Annotated in this window: 17 protein-coding genes and 2 pseudogenes; 3 read left to right on the forward strand and 16 right to left on the reverse strand. The window is 55.4% G+C overall.

Annotated features, from left to right (window positions below; translation table 11 throughout):
• Nucleotides 1-352 precede the first annotated feature (352 nt).
• A complete protein-coding gene (locus tag ACJJU9_RS15090; RefSeq protein ID WP_407728889.1) occupies nucleotides 353-559 on the reverse strand; it encodes a tail protein X in 207 nt (68 codons plus the stop codon).
• Nucleotides 534-815: pseudogene (locus ACJJU9_RS15095) on the reverse strand (phage tail protein); the annotation flags it as partial. The pseudogene ACJJU9_RS15095 and the gene ACJJU9_RS15090, both read right to left, overlap by 26 nt.
• A 20-nt stretch (nucleotides 816-835) precedes the next feature.
• Between ACJJU9_RS15095 and ACJJU9_RS15100 the strand changes: the two are divergent.
• The 3 genes and pseudogenes from ACJJU9_RS15100 to ACJJU9_RS15110 all read left to right on the forward strand — a co-directional run.
• Nucleotides 836-1,401 (forward strand): annotated as a pseudogene (locus tag ACJJU9_RS15100) (tyrosine-type recombinase/integrase); the annotation flags it as partial.
• Nucleotides 1,402-2,565: 1,164 nt separating this feature from the next.
• Nucleotides 2,566-4,290 carry an AAA family ATPase gene (locus tag ACJJU9_RS15105; protein WP_407728890.1) on the forward strand — a complete coding sequence of 575 codons (1,725 nt, stop codon included), beginning with the start codon at nucleotides 2,566-2,568 and terminating at the stop codon, nucleotides 4,288-4,290.
• A 968-nt stretch (nucleotides 4,291-5,258) separates the two neighbouring features.
• Nucleotides 5,259-6,149 (forward strand): hypothetical protein, encoded by an 891-nt coding sequence (locus ACJJU9_RS15110; RefSeq protein ID WP_153350314.1) that lies wholly within the window; start codon nucleotides 5,259-5,261, stop codon nucleotides 6,147-6,149.
• A gap of 147 nt (nucleotides 6,150-6,296) precedes the next feature.
• Here the strand turns inward: ACJJU9_RS15110 and ACJJU9_RS15115 are convergent, their stop codons facing one another.
• Genes ACJJU9_RS15115 through ACJJU9_RS15180 form a run of 14 tightly spaced genes read right to left on the reverse strand, consistent with a single transcriptional unit; the run spans nucleotide 6,297 to nucleotide 18,841 of the window.
• Nucleotides 6,297-7,217, reverse strand: coding sequence for a hypothetical protein (locus ACJJU9_RS15115; protein ID WP_153350315.1), 921 nt, complete (start codon nucleotides 7,215-7,217; stop codon nucleotides 6,297-6,299).
• Entirely contained in the window at nucleotides 7,217-8,884 is a 1,668-nt protein-coding gene (locus ACJJU9_RS15120) for an SGNH/GDSL hydrolase family protein (RefSeq protein WP_153350316.1), read from the reverse strand. Before ACJJU9_RS15120 ends, ACJJU9_RS15115 begins: the two co-directional genes overlap by 1 nt.
• Before the next feature lie 15 nt (nucleotides 8,885-8,899).
• On the reverse strand, nucleotides 8,900-9,853 hold the full coding sequence (locus ACJJU9_RS15125; protein ID WP_153350317.1) for a phage baseplate assembly protein V: 954 nt from the start codon (nucleotides 9,851-9,853) through the stop codon (nucleotides 8,900-8,902).
• Nucleotides 9,826-10,530, reverse strand: a complete 705-nt coding sequence (locus ACJJU9_RS15130; protein WP_153350318.1) for a hypothetical protein — start codon at nucleotides 10,528-10,530, stop codon at nucleotides 9,826-9,828. The genes ACJJU9_RS15125 and ACJJU9_RS15130 overlap by 28 nt, the downstream gene beginning before the upstream one ends.
• Before the next feature lie 2 nt (nucleotides 10,531-10,532).
• Nucleotides 10,533-11,075 (reverse strand): DNA-binding protein, encoded by a 543-nt coding sequence (locus ACJJU9_RS15135; protein WP_153350319.1) that lies wholly within the window; start codon nucleotides 11,073-11,075, stop codon nucleotides 10,533-10,535.
• Nucleotides 11,072-11,992, reverse strand: a complete 921-nt coding sequence (locus tag ACJJU9_RS15140) for a hypothetical protein (RefSeq protein WP_153350320.1) — start codon at nucleotides 11,990-11,992, stop codon at nucleotides 11,072-11,074. The genes ACJJU9_RS15135 and ACJJU9_RS15140 overlap by 4 nt, the downstream gene beginning before the upstream one ends.
• Entirely contained in the window at nucleotides 11,989-12,699 is a 711-nt protein-coding gene (locus ACJJU9_RS15145) for a phage tail protein (protein WP_153350321.1), read from the reverse strand. Before ACJJU9_RS15145 ends, ACJJU9_RS15140 begins: the two co-directional genes overlap by 4 nt.
• An 8-nt stretch (nucleotides 12,700-12,707) precedes the next feature.
• Complete coding sequence (locus tag ACJJU9_RS15150; RefSeq protein WP_407728891.1) at nucleotides 12,708-14,321, reverse strand: phage tail protein; 1,614 nt, start codon at nucleotides 14,319-14,321, stop codon at nucleotides 12,708-12,710.
• Nucleotides 14,311-14,922, reverse strand: coding sequence for a phage tail protein (locus ACJJU9_RS15155; protein ID WP_048386631.1), 612 nt, complete (start codon nucleotides 14,920-14,922; stop codon nucleotides 14,311-14,313). Before ACJJU9_RS15155 ends, ACJJU9_RS15150 begins: the two co-directional genes overlap by 11 nt.
• Nucleotides 14,915-16,090 (reverse strand): baseplate J/gp47 family protein, encoded by a 1,176-nt coding sequence (locus ACJJU9_RS15160; protein ID WP_048386629.1) that lies wholly within the window; start codon nucleotides 16,088-16,090, stop codon nucleotides 14,915-14,917. Before ACJJU9_RS15160 ends, ACJJU9_RS15155 begins: the two co-directional genes overlap by 8 nt.
• On the reverse strand, nucleotides 16,087-16,404 hold the full coding sequence (locus ACJJU9_RS15165; RefSeq protein ID WP_407728892.1) for a DUF2590 family protein: 318 nt from the start codon (nucleotides 16,402-16,404) through the stop codon (nucleotides 16,087-16,089). The genes ACJJU9_RS15160 and ACJJU9_RS15165 overlap by 4 nt, the downstream gene beginning before the upstream one ends.
• Entirely contained in the window at nucleotides 16,404-18,383 is a 1,980-nt protein-coding gene (locus tag ACJJU9_RS15170; protein ID WP_407728893.1) for a phage tail tape measure protein, read from the reverse strand. Before ACJJU9_RS15170 ends, ACJJU9_RS15165 begins: the two co-directional genes overlap by 1 nt.
• Nucleotides 18,384-18,389: 6 nt before the next feature.
• Nucleotides 18,390-18,530 carry a DUF6890 family protein gene (locus tag ACJJU9_RS15175; protein ID WP_407728894.1) on the reverse strand — a complete coding sequence of 47 codons (141 nt, stop codon included), beginning with the start codon at nucleotides 18,528-18,530 and terminating at the stop codon, nucleotides 18,390-18,392.
• Nucleotides 18,531-18,553: 23 nt separating this feature from the next.
• A complete protein-coding gene (locus ACJJU9_RS15180) occupies nucleotides 18,554-18,841 on the reverse strand; it encodes a putative phage tail assembly chaperone (protein WP_048386620.1) in 288 nt (95 codons plus the stop codon).
• Nucleotides 18,842-18,858 lie beyond the last annotated feature (17 nt).

An 18,858-nucleotide genomic window follows, 5' to 3' on the forward strand; every position in this document is an offset into this window, starting at 1 on the left:
AGCCTCTACGATTTGTTGGTCACTCATTGGCCGACCGAACACATCAACATGAAATAAGTTAAGAGGCGTATGGGGCAAATGCAAAGCAAGCTCGACGTTCGCTTTTGCAAAGAATGGTGATTCTATATTTCTGAAGCTAATTCCGAGTCGTTCGCGATCTTGTCGACGAATAAGGCGCATGCAGTATTTTCCCTAATTAAAACTGACCGCGCCGATTGATACCGGCCAACGTCTTGAGGAGCGCGGACTGTATCGGCCAGTTCTAACAAGGATCTGTCAGACCTTTCCTTTAATTGAGAAGGCTTTATCTATTTCATGCTCGGCCATTTAAAAACGATGCCGTTTGCAGTCATCAACCCCACAACATCACCCCCTCCTCGCTCGCCCCCACCACATCCGGCAAGTGAATCACCACCCCAGCCCGATACAGCTGCACCTCATCGGCCAGCCCTTGGTTGGCATCGAGCACGGCTTCGACCGTGCCGTTGAGGTGGCCGTAATAGTTTTGGCAGAGGATGTCGAGCACGTCGCCTCTAGCGGTTCTGCAGGTCGTCGCCATAGAGCATAAACTCCAAGGTGAAGCCCTGTTTACGGGGGATGCCGCCTTGCAGGAAGGCGCTTTGTTCTTCTTCGATGTTTTTTAAACACCAGTTGCCCAGTACGTCGCCGTAACCGGTGGTCAGGCCCAGCGGCTGGAGCTGGGCGCCGATGCTGCGCAGGGTGTCGAGTTGTTTGAGGCTGCCTTTAAACCCGGGGTAGATCGCGCCTTTGAGGGTGATGCGTTCGCTGCCCATGCCGATGGCTTGTTGGTTTGGTCCGCTGGTAAATGGAGACTATGCTCAAGGTTAAAACTAGGTGTTGGGTGCAGGAAATCTGCAAGACTCAATGGTATTGGAAGATTGTGGTGGTGGAGTTGGTTACCGTGCTTTTTGACTCACCTGGACGAACGTTAAGAACCGGGACGAGCGCCTGGTGATTCTCAACACCGTGGCCAAGTCGGTCATTGAGAAGCAGCGAGGCCAGCACAAGCTGTACGTCTTCCCTTTTGGCAAGCCAGACGGCGATGGGGACGAAACGATGGTTCACCGCATGAATGACTCAGCCTGGAAGAAGGCCAGGGTCAGAGCGGCGAAGAAATGGCAGGAGAAGTATTTACGACCAGCACATGATGGCTTTTCCAGAATCCGCATTCACGACCTGAAGCACACCTTTGGCAGAAGGCTGCGTGCAGCAGGCGTGACTGAGGAGGATCGCAAAGCATTGCTCGGTCATAAGAACAGCAGCATCACCAGTCACTACTCAGCGGCAGAGCTGGACCAACTGATTGAGGCTGCAAGTAAGGTATCAGTAACCGACTCACGCGGGCCGGTACTGACGATCCTGAAGAGGAGGCAGGGATAGCAGGAAACCCAAGGTCACTCGAAAAGTCACTAGGGTAGAAATGAAAAAACCACCAAAAGGTGGCTAAGTCATTGAAAAATATGGTCGGGACGGAGTGATTCGAACACTCGACCCCTAGCACCCCATGCACGCTTGTATCTCTACAGGCCGCTAATTTCAAGGCTTCGCGCTTGGCGCTCGCTGCAACGATGCCCAACAGTGCTTAACCGTGAGTGACAAAGTCACTCGAAAAGTCACTCGGCCTTTTCCCCCCACCGACTTCCTGCCGACCGAACACTATCCCAAACCTACCGGCATGAAACCCTATCCTGCCGCTTCAGCCTATCCGCTTGGGGCCCTAGAAATACTCCTTTCGCTTATGCAAAGGCCGTTTGGTTCGAAGGGAAATCCTCGATAACGATGGTTCGATTCCCTTCACCAGCTCCACGTATTTCAAGACCTCCAGCGGTGAATGTACATGACTTCAATCTACTTGGGGGCCATTTTAGGGGACGTTTCGCCATGGATGACGTAGAAACCCAATTCACCGTTGAAGTCGACCAGCCTGATTTCAACCTCCCTATAGGTGCTAATCCTAAAATGTGTGGGGGTCCAGAAAAAAAGTAATATTAGTAATATCCCATCCGAAAATCGGCTACAGACCTTGTAAACCAAGGCATCCAGCCGTATCAGGAAAAGGCGATATTTGAGCGATAGGAAGGCGATAGTATTACCTTTCTATAAAGCTATATTTCTATTCCTTATAACCCAATGAATCCGGGGGGTTGGCGGAAATATTACATTTCATATCGCTTCGTATTACCTCCCGTTGTAATACCCAAAACCCAGAAAAACCGGGGCCGCCAGCCTCGCTGGCGACGTCGTATTCCTTATATCGCTCTTTTTAAAAAAGCCCCATGCCCTTAAGAACCAATCTCAACTCGGACTGTTCCGTCCTTAGACGATCCGGGTTGGATGAACCGCTCGCAGGATTCCTGCTGACCGGCCTGGAATCTGGACTCCGCAACCATTCCTGAGTAACCTCGCGAAATCAAAAATGATGGCCATTTAACTCATAGTTATTAGGCTAGACCTAGCGAGGGACCGTCCTATGGAAATTGTTGTACACGCAAACCCAAATCCATACCAAGGGGTATTAGTTTTAGTCTCCCCGATTTCTGCGTCTTGACCGGAAAGAACGGCAGTGGCAAAAGTCACCTATTGGAGGCTATTGCGAGCAAAGTAGCGAAAATCCATATTGACAATGTTGAAGTTACAAATATTTTGCACATTGGATTCAATGGACTGACGCCACAAATAGCCGAACATTGCCACCCATCGCAAATTACAGAACACATAACTACTTGGTGCAATCAAGTCACTGAGCTTGGCCACTTGTACAAACAAGCCTTACAGAACAACCAAGTTCAGAATCTCACCCACTTCCTTTCTGGATATGGCAATCCGACTATTAATGCCGTCATCAGCAAAATAATTGCAGACACCGGCAAAGATCTTCATGAAATAAAAGAAGAAGAGATCGCTAGAAACATCAGCTTTGCGGACATCACACCGAACTCGTTATTCTCCGCACAGCTTGCGATGACTATAAAATCTTATCACTACCGATTAGAAAAAAATGATTTTGCGGAGTACAGAGCATCAAAGCACGGCGGCACCGGATACAACTATCTGAGCCGAGAAGATTTTGTTGAGAAATACGGTCCTCCTCCATGGGATCTAATCAATGACATTCTGGCTCGTGCAAATTTGCCATATGAAATATCACCACCAAATCTTGCAGACTTCGAACTCCCATACCGCGTCACATTAAAAGATACAAATAGCAATATCGAGATCTCGACTAATGATTTGTCATCTGGCGAAAAAGTCCTTATGTCACTCGCGCTAGCGATTTATAGGACAACGGAAGAAGGAATTCTTCCCGAACTACTGTTACTTGATGAACCTGATGCCGCTCTGCACCCTCAATTTTCAAAACTATTAATTGAAATTCTGACAGAGACGATTGTAAACAAAGCGGGCATTAGAGTTATCATCACTACACATTCGCCTTCAACCGTCGCGATGGCACCAGAAAATAGTGTTTTTGAAATAGATAAAAGAACAAGAACCCCATTCAGCGTAAGAAACTCGGACGCTGTTCGCACGCTAACAGAGGGAGTGGATTTTCTCCGTGTCTCATTCGAAAGCCGCCGACAAATATTTGTCGAGAGCAAATATGACGTAGTGTACTTCGACAAGCTTTTTGGCGCCGTCTCCCGCTTGCACAAGTTCACCTACCAACCCGTATTTATAGAGCCGCATAGCGGCACCTCAAATTGCACCGACGTTATTAGCATAGTAAATAGACTGCGCCATGCTAAAAATGATTTAGTCTGGGGAATAATCGACTTCGACAACGATAACAAATCTACCGATTCGATTATCGTGCTTGGTGGCGGCAGTAGATATGCAATCGAAAATTATCTATTAGACCCGCTTTATGTCTGTTTTTGCTTAATCCGCAACAACCAAAAAAAATTCACTGATTTCGGCGTAAGCACCGGGAAAGCACGCTATTCGGAAATTCCGGATCTCACACAGCAAGAGTGTCAAATTATGATTGACAGCTTACTGACCCAATCCGGAATAGCCTTGAACGACCTTTTACTTACCAAACTAGTCAATGGATTCGAATTAAATTATCCGAGCTCCTTCCTTTTACACCAGGGCCATGACTATGAAGAAAAACTTAAAGCTGCGTTTCCAGGACTACAGGCGATAGCTCGAGGCAAAGGAGATGCAGTGCTTAAGCTAGGAGTCATGGAAGCCATATCGGATTACCCCAAGTTTTTACCTGTTGAAATTTTCGAGACCTTCTCTAAAATTTTAAATTCAAAGAATTAAATTGTAGAGACTGCTATGAACGGAACAATCACTCACCACACTTTTAAAAAACCGATACAGAAAAATACATGAGCTAGTCTTTTCACCTGTCACCCAATGGTGCTTTCGCTCCCCCGAGAGCACTTTTGGAGATAGGGTGACCCTTAGGCCCTTCCGCAGTTCTCGTCGTAATTAATAATTACTAATCTTTAACCGCGTCAGCCCTGAAAAATGGCAATGCACATATTTTCCGCCCCCTTATCAAGGCATTGAATTTGCGCTCTAGCAGGATAGATTCCATGGTCAGTCTGTGAAATAAGCCAAGCTGTCTTTAAGCCCCGTCGCGCATGGCTTGCAGGGAAGTCAGCGTCTACCCGCACACAGCCAATATCCGCCCCAAAAGATCGTGCGCTTTTTTGAAAACACACCAAAAACCGTGTTTTAAAAGTTTTCGCCCAATGAAACCGGGCACTTCAGCGTTGCTCCTTCCGTGGCCGCCACCTACGCAACTGTGTAACCGCGCTACATTTCCCTTCAAAACTTTGCACTCTGTGCAATGGCCGAGCCCCTGCAGAGCCCCATGTCCCGCCTAGGCTGCAGGCTCGTTTGCACTACATCTGGATTTGCACAAAAAAAGGACACAAGGCCCGTCGGCGGGAGGGGGATAAGTGCTTTTTCGTCCCATTTTTTATTGGGCAGCAGGATTTTTCTGGCTGGCAGCAATAGATCACCTAAAGTCGCTCTATTAATCACCCTCCCGGGCCTCTTTGGCCTTATGCAGAGCGAGGCTTCTGTTCAACAACCGGCCAGCTTTCATCTGTGGATAAAAGGCGTCCGTATGAGCCTAGGTAAGATTTTGTTTTGGAGTAAGATGGGAAAAGCGTACTATTCTCGGCTACTACAGCAAGGATGAGCCGTTACTACAGAACAACACGAACGTCGATATTGTATTTTGATAAATTTATAAATCAGTCTTGGAGAGAAAAGCAGTGGAGCTACCGTATGAAAAAATAGCAATCACTATCCCTATATTATTAATTGCTATAGAGCTAGGCGTGCGTGCAACAAAGATCACTGACTTCCCACTATATGAAGCTAATAACGAAATAGGTTACATCCCTAAACCATCCCAATCGGGATCATTCCTCCATAGCCACTCGTGGGAGTTCAATTCTCTTAGCATGGGATCAGGCCCTTTCAAACCTAGCGAAGACATTGATACCCTTTTGATCGGTGATAGCGTTGTGCTGGGGGGGAACCCTTACCGGCAGGAAGAGAGGCTTGGACCTAGACTCCAAGCAGAAATCCAAAACGCCGTTTGGCCCATATCTGCCGGAAGCTGGTCACTTAGAAACGAACTAATTTATCTCAAACAACACCCTGAAGTTGTTAAAAACATAGACAACTTTATTTTCATATTAAACTCAGAGGACTTCGATCAAGCATCTTCTTGGAGATGCGATATAACACACCCACGCTCCAGCCCGACTCTTGCCACTGCTTATGTATTCAAAAAATACATATACAACTGGAACAAATGCAGCGAGCCACGTAAAGAGTTAAAAGTAGAACCGGGCGACTGGAAGAAAGAACTAAAAAACTTTCTAAACGACAAAGTAATAGAGGGAAGACCTGTAACATTTTTTCTATACCCGAATAAAAATGAACAAGCAGGAAACTCACCCGTTGCGTCAGCTCTTGAAAAGTACGCAACCGATCTTTTGAGCAGCCAAAACAGTTCCGTCAAGGTATACAGCGTTGCTCGCGATCCACGTTGGTCGGAAAGCTTCTATCGTGACAGCATTCACCCAACACCAGAAGGAACCAGAATTTTGGCCTCGATACTCAGCACACCAAATGACGTCACCGAACTGAAGTAAGGTGTTTAACTTCGGCAAGAGCGGCAAGTTTTAAAAAGTGAACGCCGGCAGACCGCTCACCAGCTATCACTATCGTTTTTAAGTGTTCTCATAAACCAAAAATAGCCCGTACATGACGGGCTGTTTATCGAACAACTCAGTTAGCTATTATGGAAGGACTGACGGGACGGTATAGGTATCACCGTAGTAGCGCCCACCTTCACACAACACATTTTTTTCATACAGTGCGTAATCGATGTCATGGACCTGCTGATAAGTTCGGCCGGACACCGTCAGGTCTTCAACGTATACCCGGTAGATAATCCAAGAAGGCCAACGAGTTTTTGCCGTAGAGGCTCCACTGGTATAGGTGTTGTTTAAACCTGTATTACCTACACCTAGCAGACTGGTAAATATGGAGGTTTCTAATGCTGGGTTCGTCAACCAGCCACGACTGGCGCCGTTCATAAACACAGGCCCAGAAGCACTTTCACTATTGCTCAGCTTGCCCAGCTCGTTTTGCACTTCCGTCTTTTTACCGAGCACGAGGCGCTGGTTACCTCCTCCAGTCGCCAATTCAACAAGAGCAGTAGCACTCATCCCCGTGTAGGTGGAGTCCACTACCCCTGTCTTATATGGCCGCGTTACCTGACCCCAAATCGAGATATACAAGTCGTTAGTCGGGTTTTGGAAAAGCCATTTACGCAGCTCAAGATCAATATTGATACGCGCATAAGGGGTGTTTTTGGCTGACACCAGCCCCGGCGCCTGCGACACTAACGCATGCAACCCGCCTTTCGACGAGCGCTCAAGAAGACCTGTAGCACCGCTCATGCCTGCATAATTCAGCGTAGGCACCAAGCTGGCCTCCGAACCTGCACCATAAACCGCCTGAGCTTTCTTCCACAGCACGTTGCGCAGAGTGCTACCGGATGGGCCAATACCACCAGGCCATACACCCGATGGGTGAGTTGGGTCAATCAGAAGCAACGAGCCCGCGCTTTCAATTACGTCAACTTCAACCAGTTTGGGCGCATCAGGGTTATTGAATTTCAAACCAGGAATAATCAATACACGACCTACGCTCATCACATCCAACCTCTAATTTGACTTTCTTGGTAAACACGCTTCCCAATGGCAATGTTGCCAAGGGCATTCAGATGACCGCTGTCAGACCGCAGCGAACGCGGCGTAAGGCCGTTAGAAATATCTGCTAGGTCATCGCTAGTGAAAGTAATACCCGCCGCTGTTGCTGCCTCGGCAGTCCTCAACCATGCCGAAATATCCAGCCAGAACTCAGTGAAAGCCGCTGCAATTGCTGCGTTGCAAGCGTCCAGCCTTGCACGGCCCGACGTTCCGAATTCCTCCCCTACCCAAGGCGGAATGGACATGACAATCACTCGTTTAACGCGTGGCGTCAGGTAGTCAATCATGCTGCGAATCGAAGCCACGATCAGCGCAGGAGCAACGTCTTTAAACGAGTTACGACCGATCCAAATCGTCACATGCCGATCGGCATGCGCGAGCCCATCCGCAGGGGTGAAATAACTCATAGCTGGACAGCTAACCGCTTCACCCTGGGCCGACCGGGTGAACGTCAGAACACCGCCCGCCATATTCAGCATGCCCAGCACACCGGCCAACAAACCTTGCCGGCCACCGCCATCACTCAGGGGGTTATTCAACGCCGCAGTAACCGTCACAGATCCAGTTGCCGGAATAGTGTTACCGGCAACCGTTAAGCGCGCTGGTACGCCGCCCTGTCGTGCTGCGATCTGGCTGTAGCCCTGACCACCCCAGCCGCCGTTGTAAGCTGGCAGACCGCACAAGGCTGCCAAAGTTGTAGGCCAGCCACCGGCTGTGAGCGAATCTCCCCAGCACGCCCAAGCCGCAAGCGGAAAAGGCGGTACAACAGTGCTGATGCCTATCCGTTTAGCAATGGAATTAATCACGCGTTGCGTGAATCGTCCTTGCCGGTCTAGCTCAAGATCACTTTGGGTAAACTCACTATCAGTGAGAGAAAACGACATATCGTTTGCATCAGCGTCGAATGTCCCGAAACCCGCCTCAATAACGGCGGCTTTCGAGGCTCCGTCGATCAACGCCGGTGCATCTTCAGGCCGCATTTTCGCGCCCATGCATTTGGCCGCGTATCTCGTGGGTTGGCCTCTACGATCAGTCTGTAGCCAGCTGGAGTTCATATCCTCGTCGCCAAGAGCAAACGACATATCGTTAGCCTCAGCATCCATGGTTCTAATACCTAATTCATCAATAGCCTGCATATTGGGATAACTATCAATTGGCTCCGCAACTCCATCCCCTTTATTTTTGTAGAGCGTTACGTAAGTCTTAGATACATTGCTAATAGCCTGAAAGTTCTCACCTGGTGAAGTGGTACGTAATCCATGCTCAATGTCATCTTTAATCCCGCCTGAGATAACAGCGGCATCCTTAGCGGTTTCTGCCCGATCAGCAGCTGCTTCGGCAGCAACCAATGTTTCAGATACATCGTTGAACTGGATATGTAAGCGGTAATCACGCTCCCCCTTCACCACTCGCAAGTCATAGATGCCATTAGGTGCTGCAAATTGCACCAAGCCGTTTTTGTCTGTGGTGAATGGGTTGGCCAATGGCAGGCCATTAGTTTTATATAGCCCTCCAAACAGATTCTCGGTACCGCGTTGATACAGGTAGCAAGTTGCTCCGGGCAACTTGTTGCCCTGGTCGTCCTGGGCGAAAAAGTTCTTTAATTCCACTTGGTATTCCTTCGATTAAGCGGTGATGGGTTCCAACTGCGCGGCCAGCGCCAATGCCTGGGCGGCCTTCGCAGTGAATCCAGTGGCATCAGTTGGGCTCGGCGTGGGGCCAGGCACGTGGGTGTGGCTGGCCAGCTGTGCGTTCATCGCCTGCACCAGATCGAGCAGATCGCACAGGATCTGCAGCACGTTCACGTCTTCGGAGCCCAGCCAGGTCTTGGTGGCCAGGCTGCGGCGCATGCCTTGGATTTGCTCCTGCACGTTGCCGCCCACGGTCAGGTTGAGTTTTTGCGCCACGACCTGGTTAAGGTCGCGGCCACTGGCCAGGTGCAGGTCATCCAGTGCGGCCAGGCTCGCGGATCCGCCCGACAGCAGCTTGAGCGCGCCGACCGCCTCGATCGTCTTGACCCCGCCGACTGACTCCGTTGAGTGGTCTTCAACCTCTACCGTGCTGCTTTGGTGACGCTCAGCGTTGGTCAGGCTCTCAACGTCGCGTTCGATCGACTTGTCACGGATCCGGCCATCGGTCTGGCGCAGCCAGTTGCCATCGGCGTCAACGCGCTGTTGCGCGCCTTCGCTGTGCTGCCACACCTGGTCACCCTTCGGCACCCTGGGCAGGCTCAAGCCGTGCGGCAAGATCGTCTGGATGTAGGGTTTGTTCGGCAGGCCATAGGCGAAACACACGACTACCTGCGTGCCCTCTTCCGGGAAGGCGAAAAAGCCCATTTCATCCCCACCCATCGGCATGGGCAGTGGCACACCGGCCAGCAGCGGCAAAGCCGGGTCAGGTTCGCCGTCAACGCCCAGCAGCTCCACGTCCACCGCAAAGCGCGGACGAAAGTCGTCGCAGATGCCGGCGCCGGCCGGGGCGTCTGCCACACCAACAACCCGGGCAAAGCGCGGCAGGTGATAACCGCCGGTGAGTTCGGGAAATTGCCGCTCTACACTGCGGCGGATTGCGTCTTCCATCGGATCGCCATTTGGTTGCCGGTGAGCGTCACGTGGGTGATGCGCTCGCCTTGGTTGATCGATGCACCTGGTCGCAACCCGGGAAGGGCCGCGATCATCGCGCTTTGGTTGTTTTGGTAGTCGTTGAACAGCTCCACGGGCAGCTGTAGCGGCGATCGGGCGCCAAAGAAGCTGTCGGCCCAACTGCCCACAAACACTTCGCCATCGCCCTGCTGCTGCCACATAAAGTCCGTGATGCCGAAAACCCGGGGCAAACTGTCCATGGCCTGGTAACCGGCAGCCAGGTTGTAGAAGAACGGGGCTTTGACCTTGGCGTATGCCTTGTCCGGAACGCGAAAGCTCAGGCCGGTTTTCTGGTTGATCTCGGCCAGCACGGTGGTCAGATCGGCATGACGCAGGTTTAGCGGCAATGGTTGGGACAGGATCGCGGCCAGTTCGCGGCAGAACAGCACCTGCTCGATCGCGTTAGACGACGTGCAGCGCTCGACGTAGCCGATGAAGTGGCGCTGCAGCGGGTTGTCGTTGTAGCCGATGTCCAGCGTCACCAGCCCTTTCACCGGCGCCGCTGCCTGAATGGTCAGGGTTGCGCGGCCCGGTGTGCGCAGCTCAAGACGCACGTCATCGCTGACCAGGGGATAGACCAGACCGCCGATGGTCAGCACCTTGTGCAGTTTCATGCTCACAGCACACCGCCCAAGTAGTTATCCAACTTTTTCAGCGTGGCTTCGAAGCCGGTCAGTTCCTTGCCAGACTCGCCATTTTCGCCTGCACCTGGTGCAGTCACTGACTGCCCCGGGGCGCCCTGTTGGGTGACGCTGTTGCCGGCGCGGCGCGTTTCGACTCGCTCAGGGTTTGAGAGCTTTTCCGACAGGGTGAATTGCACCTGCCATGCCCGCAGGGTGTCGTCTTCACGGGCGCTGACGCCGTCGGAAAACTCCACCTGGCGCACGCCAAACGCGGACGCGGAGTCATTAACGACCCGGTAGGTTTTGCGCTGGCCACCGCTGCCGGTTGCTTCCGCCAGGCGCATGATGTTGCGCAAATACGCGCTGTCGACGAACGGGATCTGCAGCGTGACCGTCAGCGTTTTGGGCTTGAACCCTTTGTGAGCCGAGTCCGTGTTGCTGGTCTGGCCCGACAGATCGTCACTTTCGATCTGCAGGTTGGCGGTGACCTTGATGTTTTTGCCGCGCACGCGTTCGCCATCGAGCAATAAGGTCATAGGCCCACCAGTTCCTGAACAAAGCTCAAGCCTTTCAAAGAGCCGACCAGCATCAGGCCAGCGGCCAAGCCCCATTCGTGACCTGGTGCATCGCCCTGCAGCAGTTGCCGGCGCAACTCGGCCGCATTGCCTGGCCCGATCAACCGCGCGCGCATGCTGTCATCGGCGGCGGCGCCATCGAACATGGATTTGAGGTCGGCCAGCTTCTTAGCCTGCGCTTGTGCCTGACTGGCTTTGCGCTTGGCCAACTTGGCCAGGTCAGCCATGGGAGAACTGTCGGCGTAGCTCTCCAGTGCCGACAGTTGGCTGTTCAGTGCCTGGGTGGCGGCCTTGGTCACGGTGCAGCGCTCCAGCGGCAAAGCCCCCCAGCGCGGCAAGGTGCCCGCGTTGGGCAACTCCCACTTTTCGGCGTCCAGGGCGAACAGGTTTTTGGCCCGGCGCTCGGCGCGCTGCAGGTCCGGCATTGGCAGCACAGCATTGAAGCGGGCCAAGGTCGCGGCAAACTTGTCGTAGCGGGTGCCCAGGAACATCACCACCAGGGCGTATTGCGAGCCCGCCGGGCGGCTGTCGTCGCCGGTGTCTTCGAGCTTTTCGCCCAGCTGCTGCAGCAAGTTGGGGGCAGACAGATAACGTTGGTAGCCGCGGCCCTGCCCCACACCACTTTGAAACGGCGTCACCACCAGGCAGGCCGGTACTTCGCCCAGGGCATCGGCTAAACCGGCACGGCCAGCGGCGACGGCGGCTTCTGCAGCGGCGCCGACCGGACCCGGTGACGTGGTGGCCAAGTCCGCCAGACCTTCAAGGCGTTGCCCGGCGCTGGCAAGCTCGATGGTGGCCAAGTCCTTGGCGTTATCGAGATCGCTCAGCCACTGCGTGGACTGCTCAGGCCAGCGCAGGGTAATGGGGGCCCAATTCATAGCGCTGCAGACTCCCACGCCACGGCATTGATGGCGTCCAGATCCGCGCTCGCTCGCGCTGCTGCCAAGGCTTGCTTAAGGTCGTTGGCCTTGCGCAAGCGCTGCAGCTTGAACTCGGTGAATTCGTTGCTCACCTGCAGCAGTTGTTCGTGGGTGTGCTCGCGCAAGTCAGTCACACCGGATTGATCGCGGCAGGCGTACCCACCGCCCAGGCCACGCAGAATCAAGCCGGTCAGGTTCAATTGGTCTTCGACCCAGGCGTCGTAGAAAAAACGCTCGCCCAACGCTGCCGACCAGAATCCGCCGGTGATTTCCTGCAAACAGGCCTTATTCACCGCTGCAAGTTGGGCGCTGTAGCGCAGTTCCAGCACCGTCGGCATGTCATCGATCCAGCGGCCATTGCTCCAGACTTGCCCCGGGCCCGGTACCGCCAACGTGTAACCCTCAGGAAGTGAGCCGGCGCGCTCGATCACCAAAGGTTCGCGGGTGGTGGTGCTGTAGACCGTCAGCCCCTGGTAGGAATCGACCAGTTGCCACTTGCGGCCATCCCAAAGCGCGGCTTTTTTGTCCGGTACCGGCGGCGGCGCCACTTCAACACACCCGCCCGGAATCAGCCAAACGCCCGGTTCTAGAGGGGATTCATCCGCCACGGTGGTGCCGGTGTAGATGCCCAGGTGATCGGTTTGGTAGACGGTTTTTGTTTTCATGAACGGCCTCAGTACTTAATGCAGGCAAGGAAAGCGATGTTTTGGGGACGCGTTTCTGCCGCGCCGATATAGCTGACCGTAACGGGGTGAACGTGATCGGGAACCGGTGCCACCGTCACGGGGTGCGTGTGATCGCCGTTTTCACTGGTCGACTTGTCATGCACGCCGGGTTGGCCGTAGTTGACGATGTTGCGCGGCTCGTCTGCGTCGCCTTCTTGGTCAACGCCGTCTGGGGTATTGGCTCCCGATCGGACCGCGTGAGCATGTCGACCGGCACTGGCTGTGGTCGCGGTTGGCGTGTGGGCACCTCCCGGGTTAGTGGTGCCGGTCGCGGTGTGGCTGCGAATGGCATCCGCTTGATAGCTGCCCAGTACCCGGCCTGCATCGATCCCTCGCCCGTCATCCCAGTAACGAAGGTGTAAGCCGCGTGGGTCCGGCAGATTGAAGGTATTGATCCCGTCACCAGCGCCGAACCGGGTGCCGATCTTGGCAAACAACCGGGCGTAGGCCGTACGAGAAACCGCCGCCCCGTTGGCCTTCAAAGAGCCAGGCGGCGGCGTATCCATGGCCACGGCGAAGACTTCCCCGACCTCGGATTCTGCGATCTGTTGGCGCAGCATATTCAGCGCCTTGGTGGTCGCCAGAATTTCGCTACTGTTTGTGCCCGGATCGTCGCTTTTGGCGTTGGGGATCTCGCTTAGGCCGACGTCTTCTTTCTTCGTGGCCCGCGCGCGCAGGTGCTCGTAGTCGCCGCTGCGCAAGGCAAACTGTTTGACCAGGGCGCCGGTGATGGGCTCGCTGGCCCGCAAGTCCGTTATGTCGCCGGCCACATCCACGCTGGCCAGCTCCACCAAGTAATGAGCGGTACCGTTGCTGTCGACGTAGTCCGCTTTAGCCTCGCCAAAGACCACTTTCCACGAGGCCACGCTGTCGCTGCCCTCACGTGCCAGCGCAACGTCCAGCCAGGCTTTGGCTGGCAACGCTGGTAGCTGCGCATGCACTGGCTCGGCCAGGTCGACCCGGATCCCCTCAACGTAGGCAATGCCTGCTTTGACCTGGTACAGACCAAAGCTGCGCTCCATCTGCAGGCTGTCGGCCAAAAAGCACGCTCGGCCAAACACGTCACGGTTGCTCATGCGCTCGCGCCGATCGATGCCGTTCAGCCGCACCGTGAAGTCGTGCTGCCAGGTACTGGCGTCAACGGTGACGCCCGTCAGTGCCTGGGCGCCGTTGAACTCCACCAGGAAGTTGCGGGTAACGTTGTTGCCGATCTGCAGCGGCGGGATGTTCTTGCGCTTCTGCTGCACCGGCACGGTGGCCACTGCCAGCAGGACGCCTTCTGCCGCTTCAAGGCCGATCCAGTTGAAGTCCCAATCGCCGACGTCGGAGCCTACCATTAGGCTGTAAACCACCTGGTTGGGGCTCACATAGCCTTTGCGGTCGTAGCCCTTGATGTAGACGATTTGATCGGCAGGCGGCTTGCCGGCGGCGCGATCCACGGGGGCATTCGGATCAAGCCCTGGCACAAGGGCCAGGACGAAACGGGCAATATCAAGTTTTTCCCCGGCGCCTTGCTTTTGAGCAATCAGACTTTCGCCGGCAAGGGTAATGCTAGCTCCCATGGGGGCTCCTAACGGTATCGTTCAAAAAGGTGAGCACGGCCAGTTCATTGATCACCACAAGGCGGCTCGCGCTATCGTCGAGAGTGGCTATCAGGGTCTGCTGGTCATCGTTGAAGTCGGCCACGGCAATGTTGAGTTTCACCGGCGTGATCGTGACGAAGTCGTACCGGCGGCACGTGCGGCCGTATTGCTGCATCAGTACGCGCAGCAACACCGGGTTTTCGCTCAGCTGCGTGTCGGAGAGGTGCAGCAACACCACGTCCCAATCCAGACCCGGCAACCGCTCCTGGATCTCCACATAACCCACGCCCAGGCGTTCAAAGATGCGAACCATGCCGGCGGTGCTGCCCGCGTCCACGGCGTTGATAAACGCGTACTTGACCCGCAAGCGGTAGAGCTTTTCGGGCTCGCCATGGAAGCGCTGAATGTCACGCTGCCAGGCCAGCAGATCGAGCACGCTCAAGTGGCAGGTTTCGGCATCCATCTGCAGCAGTGGCCAGTTAACCCAGTTCTCGACCTTGCCCCACCACGATTGCGCGGCGGCTTTGAGCTTGGCCAACTCCGGGCCGTCCAGCCAGAAAGGCAAACTCAACTTAAGCATTGAGCTCTACCTCAACCCCGGCCAAGCGCGGGATGGTCAGCTCTGAAAGGATGTCTGCGTTGTCGAAGTGCAGCGACTCGATGCCGGTAAATTGTTTGTGCAGTTCTTCGCCCAGGCGGCTGAACGAAAAGCGTGACTGGGGATGCGTCAACGTCGGTTGATAGTCACTGGCTGTGCTCTCACGGAATGCGGCACGAATGAACAGCTCTATGTCCGTTTTCAGTGCTGGCCAGCGCTCGGTACCTACTTCGGCCTTGGGCCAGACGGTCACCCGCACGGTGTGCAGCGTGGCGGGCATTTCCATCACCACCAGGTCATCACCGTGGCCATGGTTGCCCTGGTCACGAATGTAGTTGTTGATTTCGGCCAGAAAGGTGTCTGCCGGCGAGTCGGCCTCAAACAACACCAGCGCGTTGGCACTGCCGGGGCCCCGGGGCGCGTTGTGCTCAAAGTAAACGCCATCCGGCTGCACGCCCGGGAAGGACGAGATCATGGCGCGATACACAGCGTCGGTATGCCATTGGTTGACAGCCGAGAACTGGTTGCGGGTGCGCAAACGCAGCTCGTCATCCGGTTCTATGTCGGCCCCGGGGTGGGTCAGCCAGCCGTCAGCGTTGACCACCTGAACCACGCCGGGTACCGGCTCCGGCAGAATCGAAAAGTAACCTGGTGCGAGATTGAACCCGCTGCCCGCTTGTTTCGCCCGGGCCAAGACACGGATCTGAGACTCGCCATCGGCAAAGCTGGCAGCTGCCACCGTCACCAGCTCGTACACGTTGCCGTTGATCGCGATCGATTGCACACGGGTACCGGCCGGGATTTCCAGCAGACCGGCCAGCGCGCTGCGAGTGAACAGCAGCAACCCTTCGGCCTTGGTCGCAGGCTTGCGGGTAACGTTGACCGCCCAGGCCAGCATATCCAGCCACGCCTTCTCGGCAGTTTTCACGAAGAAGTTCGGCAACACAGTGCCGGCGATAAAGTCGATCAGCCACATTACCGGCTTGGTCACCAGGGCAGTGATCACCCGCCAGAACGGCGACCAGGCGCTGGTGTTGCTCAACTTGCTGCCCTGGGCGACGACTTCCAGTTCCCAGGCTGCGCGCAACTTGGCCTCGGTGGTCGGAATGCCGGCGTCACTCATCGCCTTTTTAAAATCTACGTCGCTCAAAACACTACCTCGACAGTTCCAAATTCAACGGTCTTTGCGGCTAACAGGTACCGCCCCTTGCCTTCTTCGGTGATTTGCACGGATCCCGGTACCAGGCGTACGTCCGTCTCCACCAGCAGTTCCAGTTGCTGAATGCAGTCGGCACGACGGAAGCGATCGCGCTCGGCCACCAGCGTCACCAACAGCCCGCTTTCGCGGATCATGTGGCCGATGTCTTGAGCGATGCTGGTCCGATCGTCCACCAGCAACGGCTGGTTTGAAGGGTCTAGGGTCAGATCGTTGTTGGTGATCAGCAGATCGATATAGAGGCTCATCAGCCCACCCCCATTGCCAGCATGTTTTCCAGCTCTAACGGGCTCATAGGCTTGGCGGTGTGGATTTCGACTTTCTCCACGTGCGTGCCCTGGTTCTGGTTGCTGGTGTTCTGAATGCTGGTCAGCAGCCCGCCACGCGGCACCGCTGTAGGCCGCGACGGCGAAAGGCTCGGGATAGCCGCATTAATGGTCTGCTGGGCTTTGTCTGCTGCACTGGCGGTGTCTGCGGCCCTTATGGCGGCTTCGGCGCCGGGCACCTGCGGCAGCTCGCCAAAGCGGGTTTCGATGTTCACGCCCGGGATCTTGTTCATCATGTCGATCAGTCCGTTGATGGCCTGCTTGAACACGTTGGCGATGCTGTCCCACGCGGCTTTCGCCATGCCCGACCAGCCGCCCATGGAATTGAACCAGTCCGACATGGCGCCGAGCTGCTCACTGACCCACTTGAACGCCTCGCTGTCGAGTAGCGCGGACGTCCATTCATCCCAGTAGTAGACGGCGGCAACCACTGCCGCGATCAGCGCGACAACACCCACCACCACCCACGTGACCGGGTTGGCCAGCAATGCGCTGTTGACCAGCCAGATCGCGCTCTGCCAAGCCAGCATTGAGACTTTGACCAGGCCCATCCAGCCGTACATCAGCACCAAACCGGCCACAAACGCCACGGTCATGGCGGTGTGGAACAGGAACATGGCAATGCTGCGGTAGCCCGTCCAGGTGAGGACTTTCCAAACCACCACCATGCCCAGCCAAGCCATTTTGCTGAGTCCGACCACCAGCGTGAGCGCAGACATGGCCGCTGTGATCGTGAGAATGGTCAACGAGGCAATACTGATAACGCGGGTGATGTTGGGGAACAGCTGCGACCAGCGCGTCAGGGTCTGCGCCACGCTGGTCAGCTTGGCCATGAGCGGGCTCAGGATCGGAATCAGGGCCTGACCGAACGCAATCCGCAACGCTTGCACAGCGGCACCGAACTGCTGCCACGGGTCAACCATGGCCTGGGCCATCTTCTGCGCGCTTTCAAGCCCACGGACATTGCCCAGTTGATCAAGGCCGTTACGCAGCCGGTCAGTGTCCTTGGCCAGCGCACCAATGACCCGCGCACCTTCACCGCCAAATGCGTCAGTCAGCGCCGTACCACTGGCCGCACTGGTCAGGTCACCAAACTTGCCCTGCAGCTTGTCCATGATGTCGAGGATCGGCAGCAACTTGCCGTTCTGGTCGGTGAACTTCATGCCCAGCTTCTGCGAAGCGGCGCCGATGTTCTCGAAAAAGGATTTGTACATGCCGCCGGCGTCGCCACCTTCCATGGTGCTGCTCAACGAACCAATGACCGCGAACTGCTCGGCCAGGTCGACACCTGCAGTGGTCGCGATCGCGCCGAACTCCTTGAACGCGTCCTTGAGCTGGGCGCCGTCAGTGCGGAACAGTTGCACCGCCAAAGCGGTTTGCCCGCCCATCTTCTCGACCCACTGGCTTTTGCCCATGGCATCAGCCTGGTTCTTGAACAGGTTGTACATGGTGCCCACGTAGTCGCCCATGGTGCCGGCGTCGGTTTTGGTGGCCTTGGCCAACAGGTTGCTGGTGTTGGTGAAGGTGGCCAGCTGGCTGCCGCTCAAGCCCTTGATAGCGCCCTCAATGCTGTACGCCGAGGCCACAAAGTCACGGGCGTTTTCACCGTAGGCCACCGAGAATTCCAGTGACTTTTGGTTGAGCGCATCCAGCGCGTCTTCGGCCACGCCCAAGGAACGAACCTCGCCCAGAGCGCGATTCATTTCCAGTGCCGGTTCCAGGGACTGTTTGATCGCCACACCCGCGCCCACCATGCCCGCGAGCCCTAAGCCCATGGTCTTGATGTTGTTTTGACCTTGCTCAGCCAAGTCCGAAAAGCTGGTCTTAACCTTGCCCAGAGGCGCGGTGACCTTGTCGGTCAGGCTGAGAATGAAGGCCAGACGGGCGCTGCGATCTGCCATGTGTTTTTATCCGTTCAGTGCGTAGGCAATGCCATTGGCCACGGCGTTTTCCGTTCGTCGCCAGTACTCGTCCTCTAGCCACTTGGCCGTACCCATGTTCTCGATCGAGGGCTCGGCGCCGGGCATCCAGCGATGGGTCAGGGCCATTAACTGGCCCAGCCCGTCTTCTTTCAGTCGTTCGGCGTGCTCAAGGGCTTTTTTACGATGATTTCAACGTCCGGGGCGTACTCTTCCAGCACGGTGCCGGCCAACTGCATGGTCAACACCGGGTTGGCCAGAATCTGTTTCAGTGCTGCCCGATCTGCCTGCCCGACAGTCGTCACCAGCAGGTTGTTGGCCGGGGATACCTTGTTAGTCGGGGTCAAGGTGTTGAAGTACTTGGTCACGTCCTGCGGGGTCAGAGTGAAAGTGAATTCGAGGGTGCCTACTTCCAGGGTGATTTCGCGGCGGTCAGTCATCGGTGTTACTCCGTTTA

This window comes from Pseudomonas helleri (genome assembly GCF_045830615.1).
Lineage (GTDB): Bacteria > Pseudomonadota > Gammaproteobacteria > Pseudomonadales > Pseudomonadaceae > Aquipseudomonas > Aquipseudomonas helleri.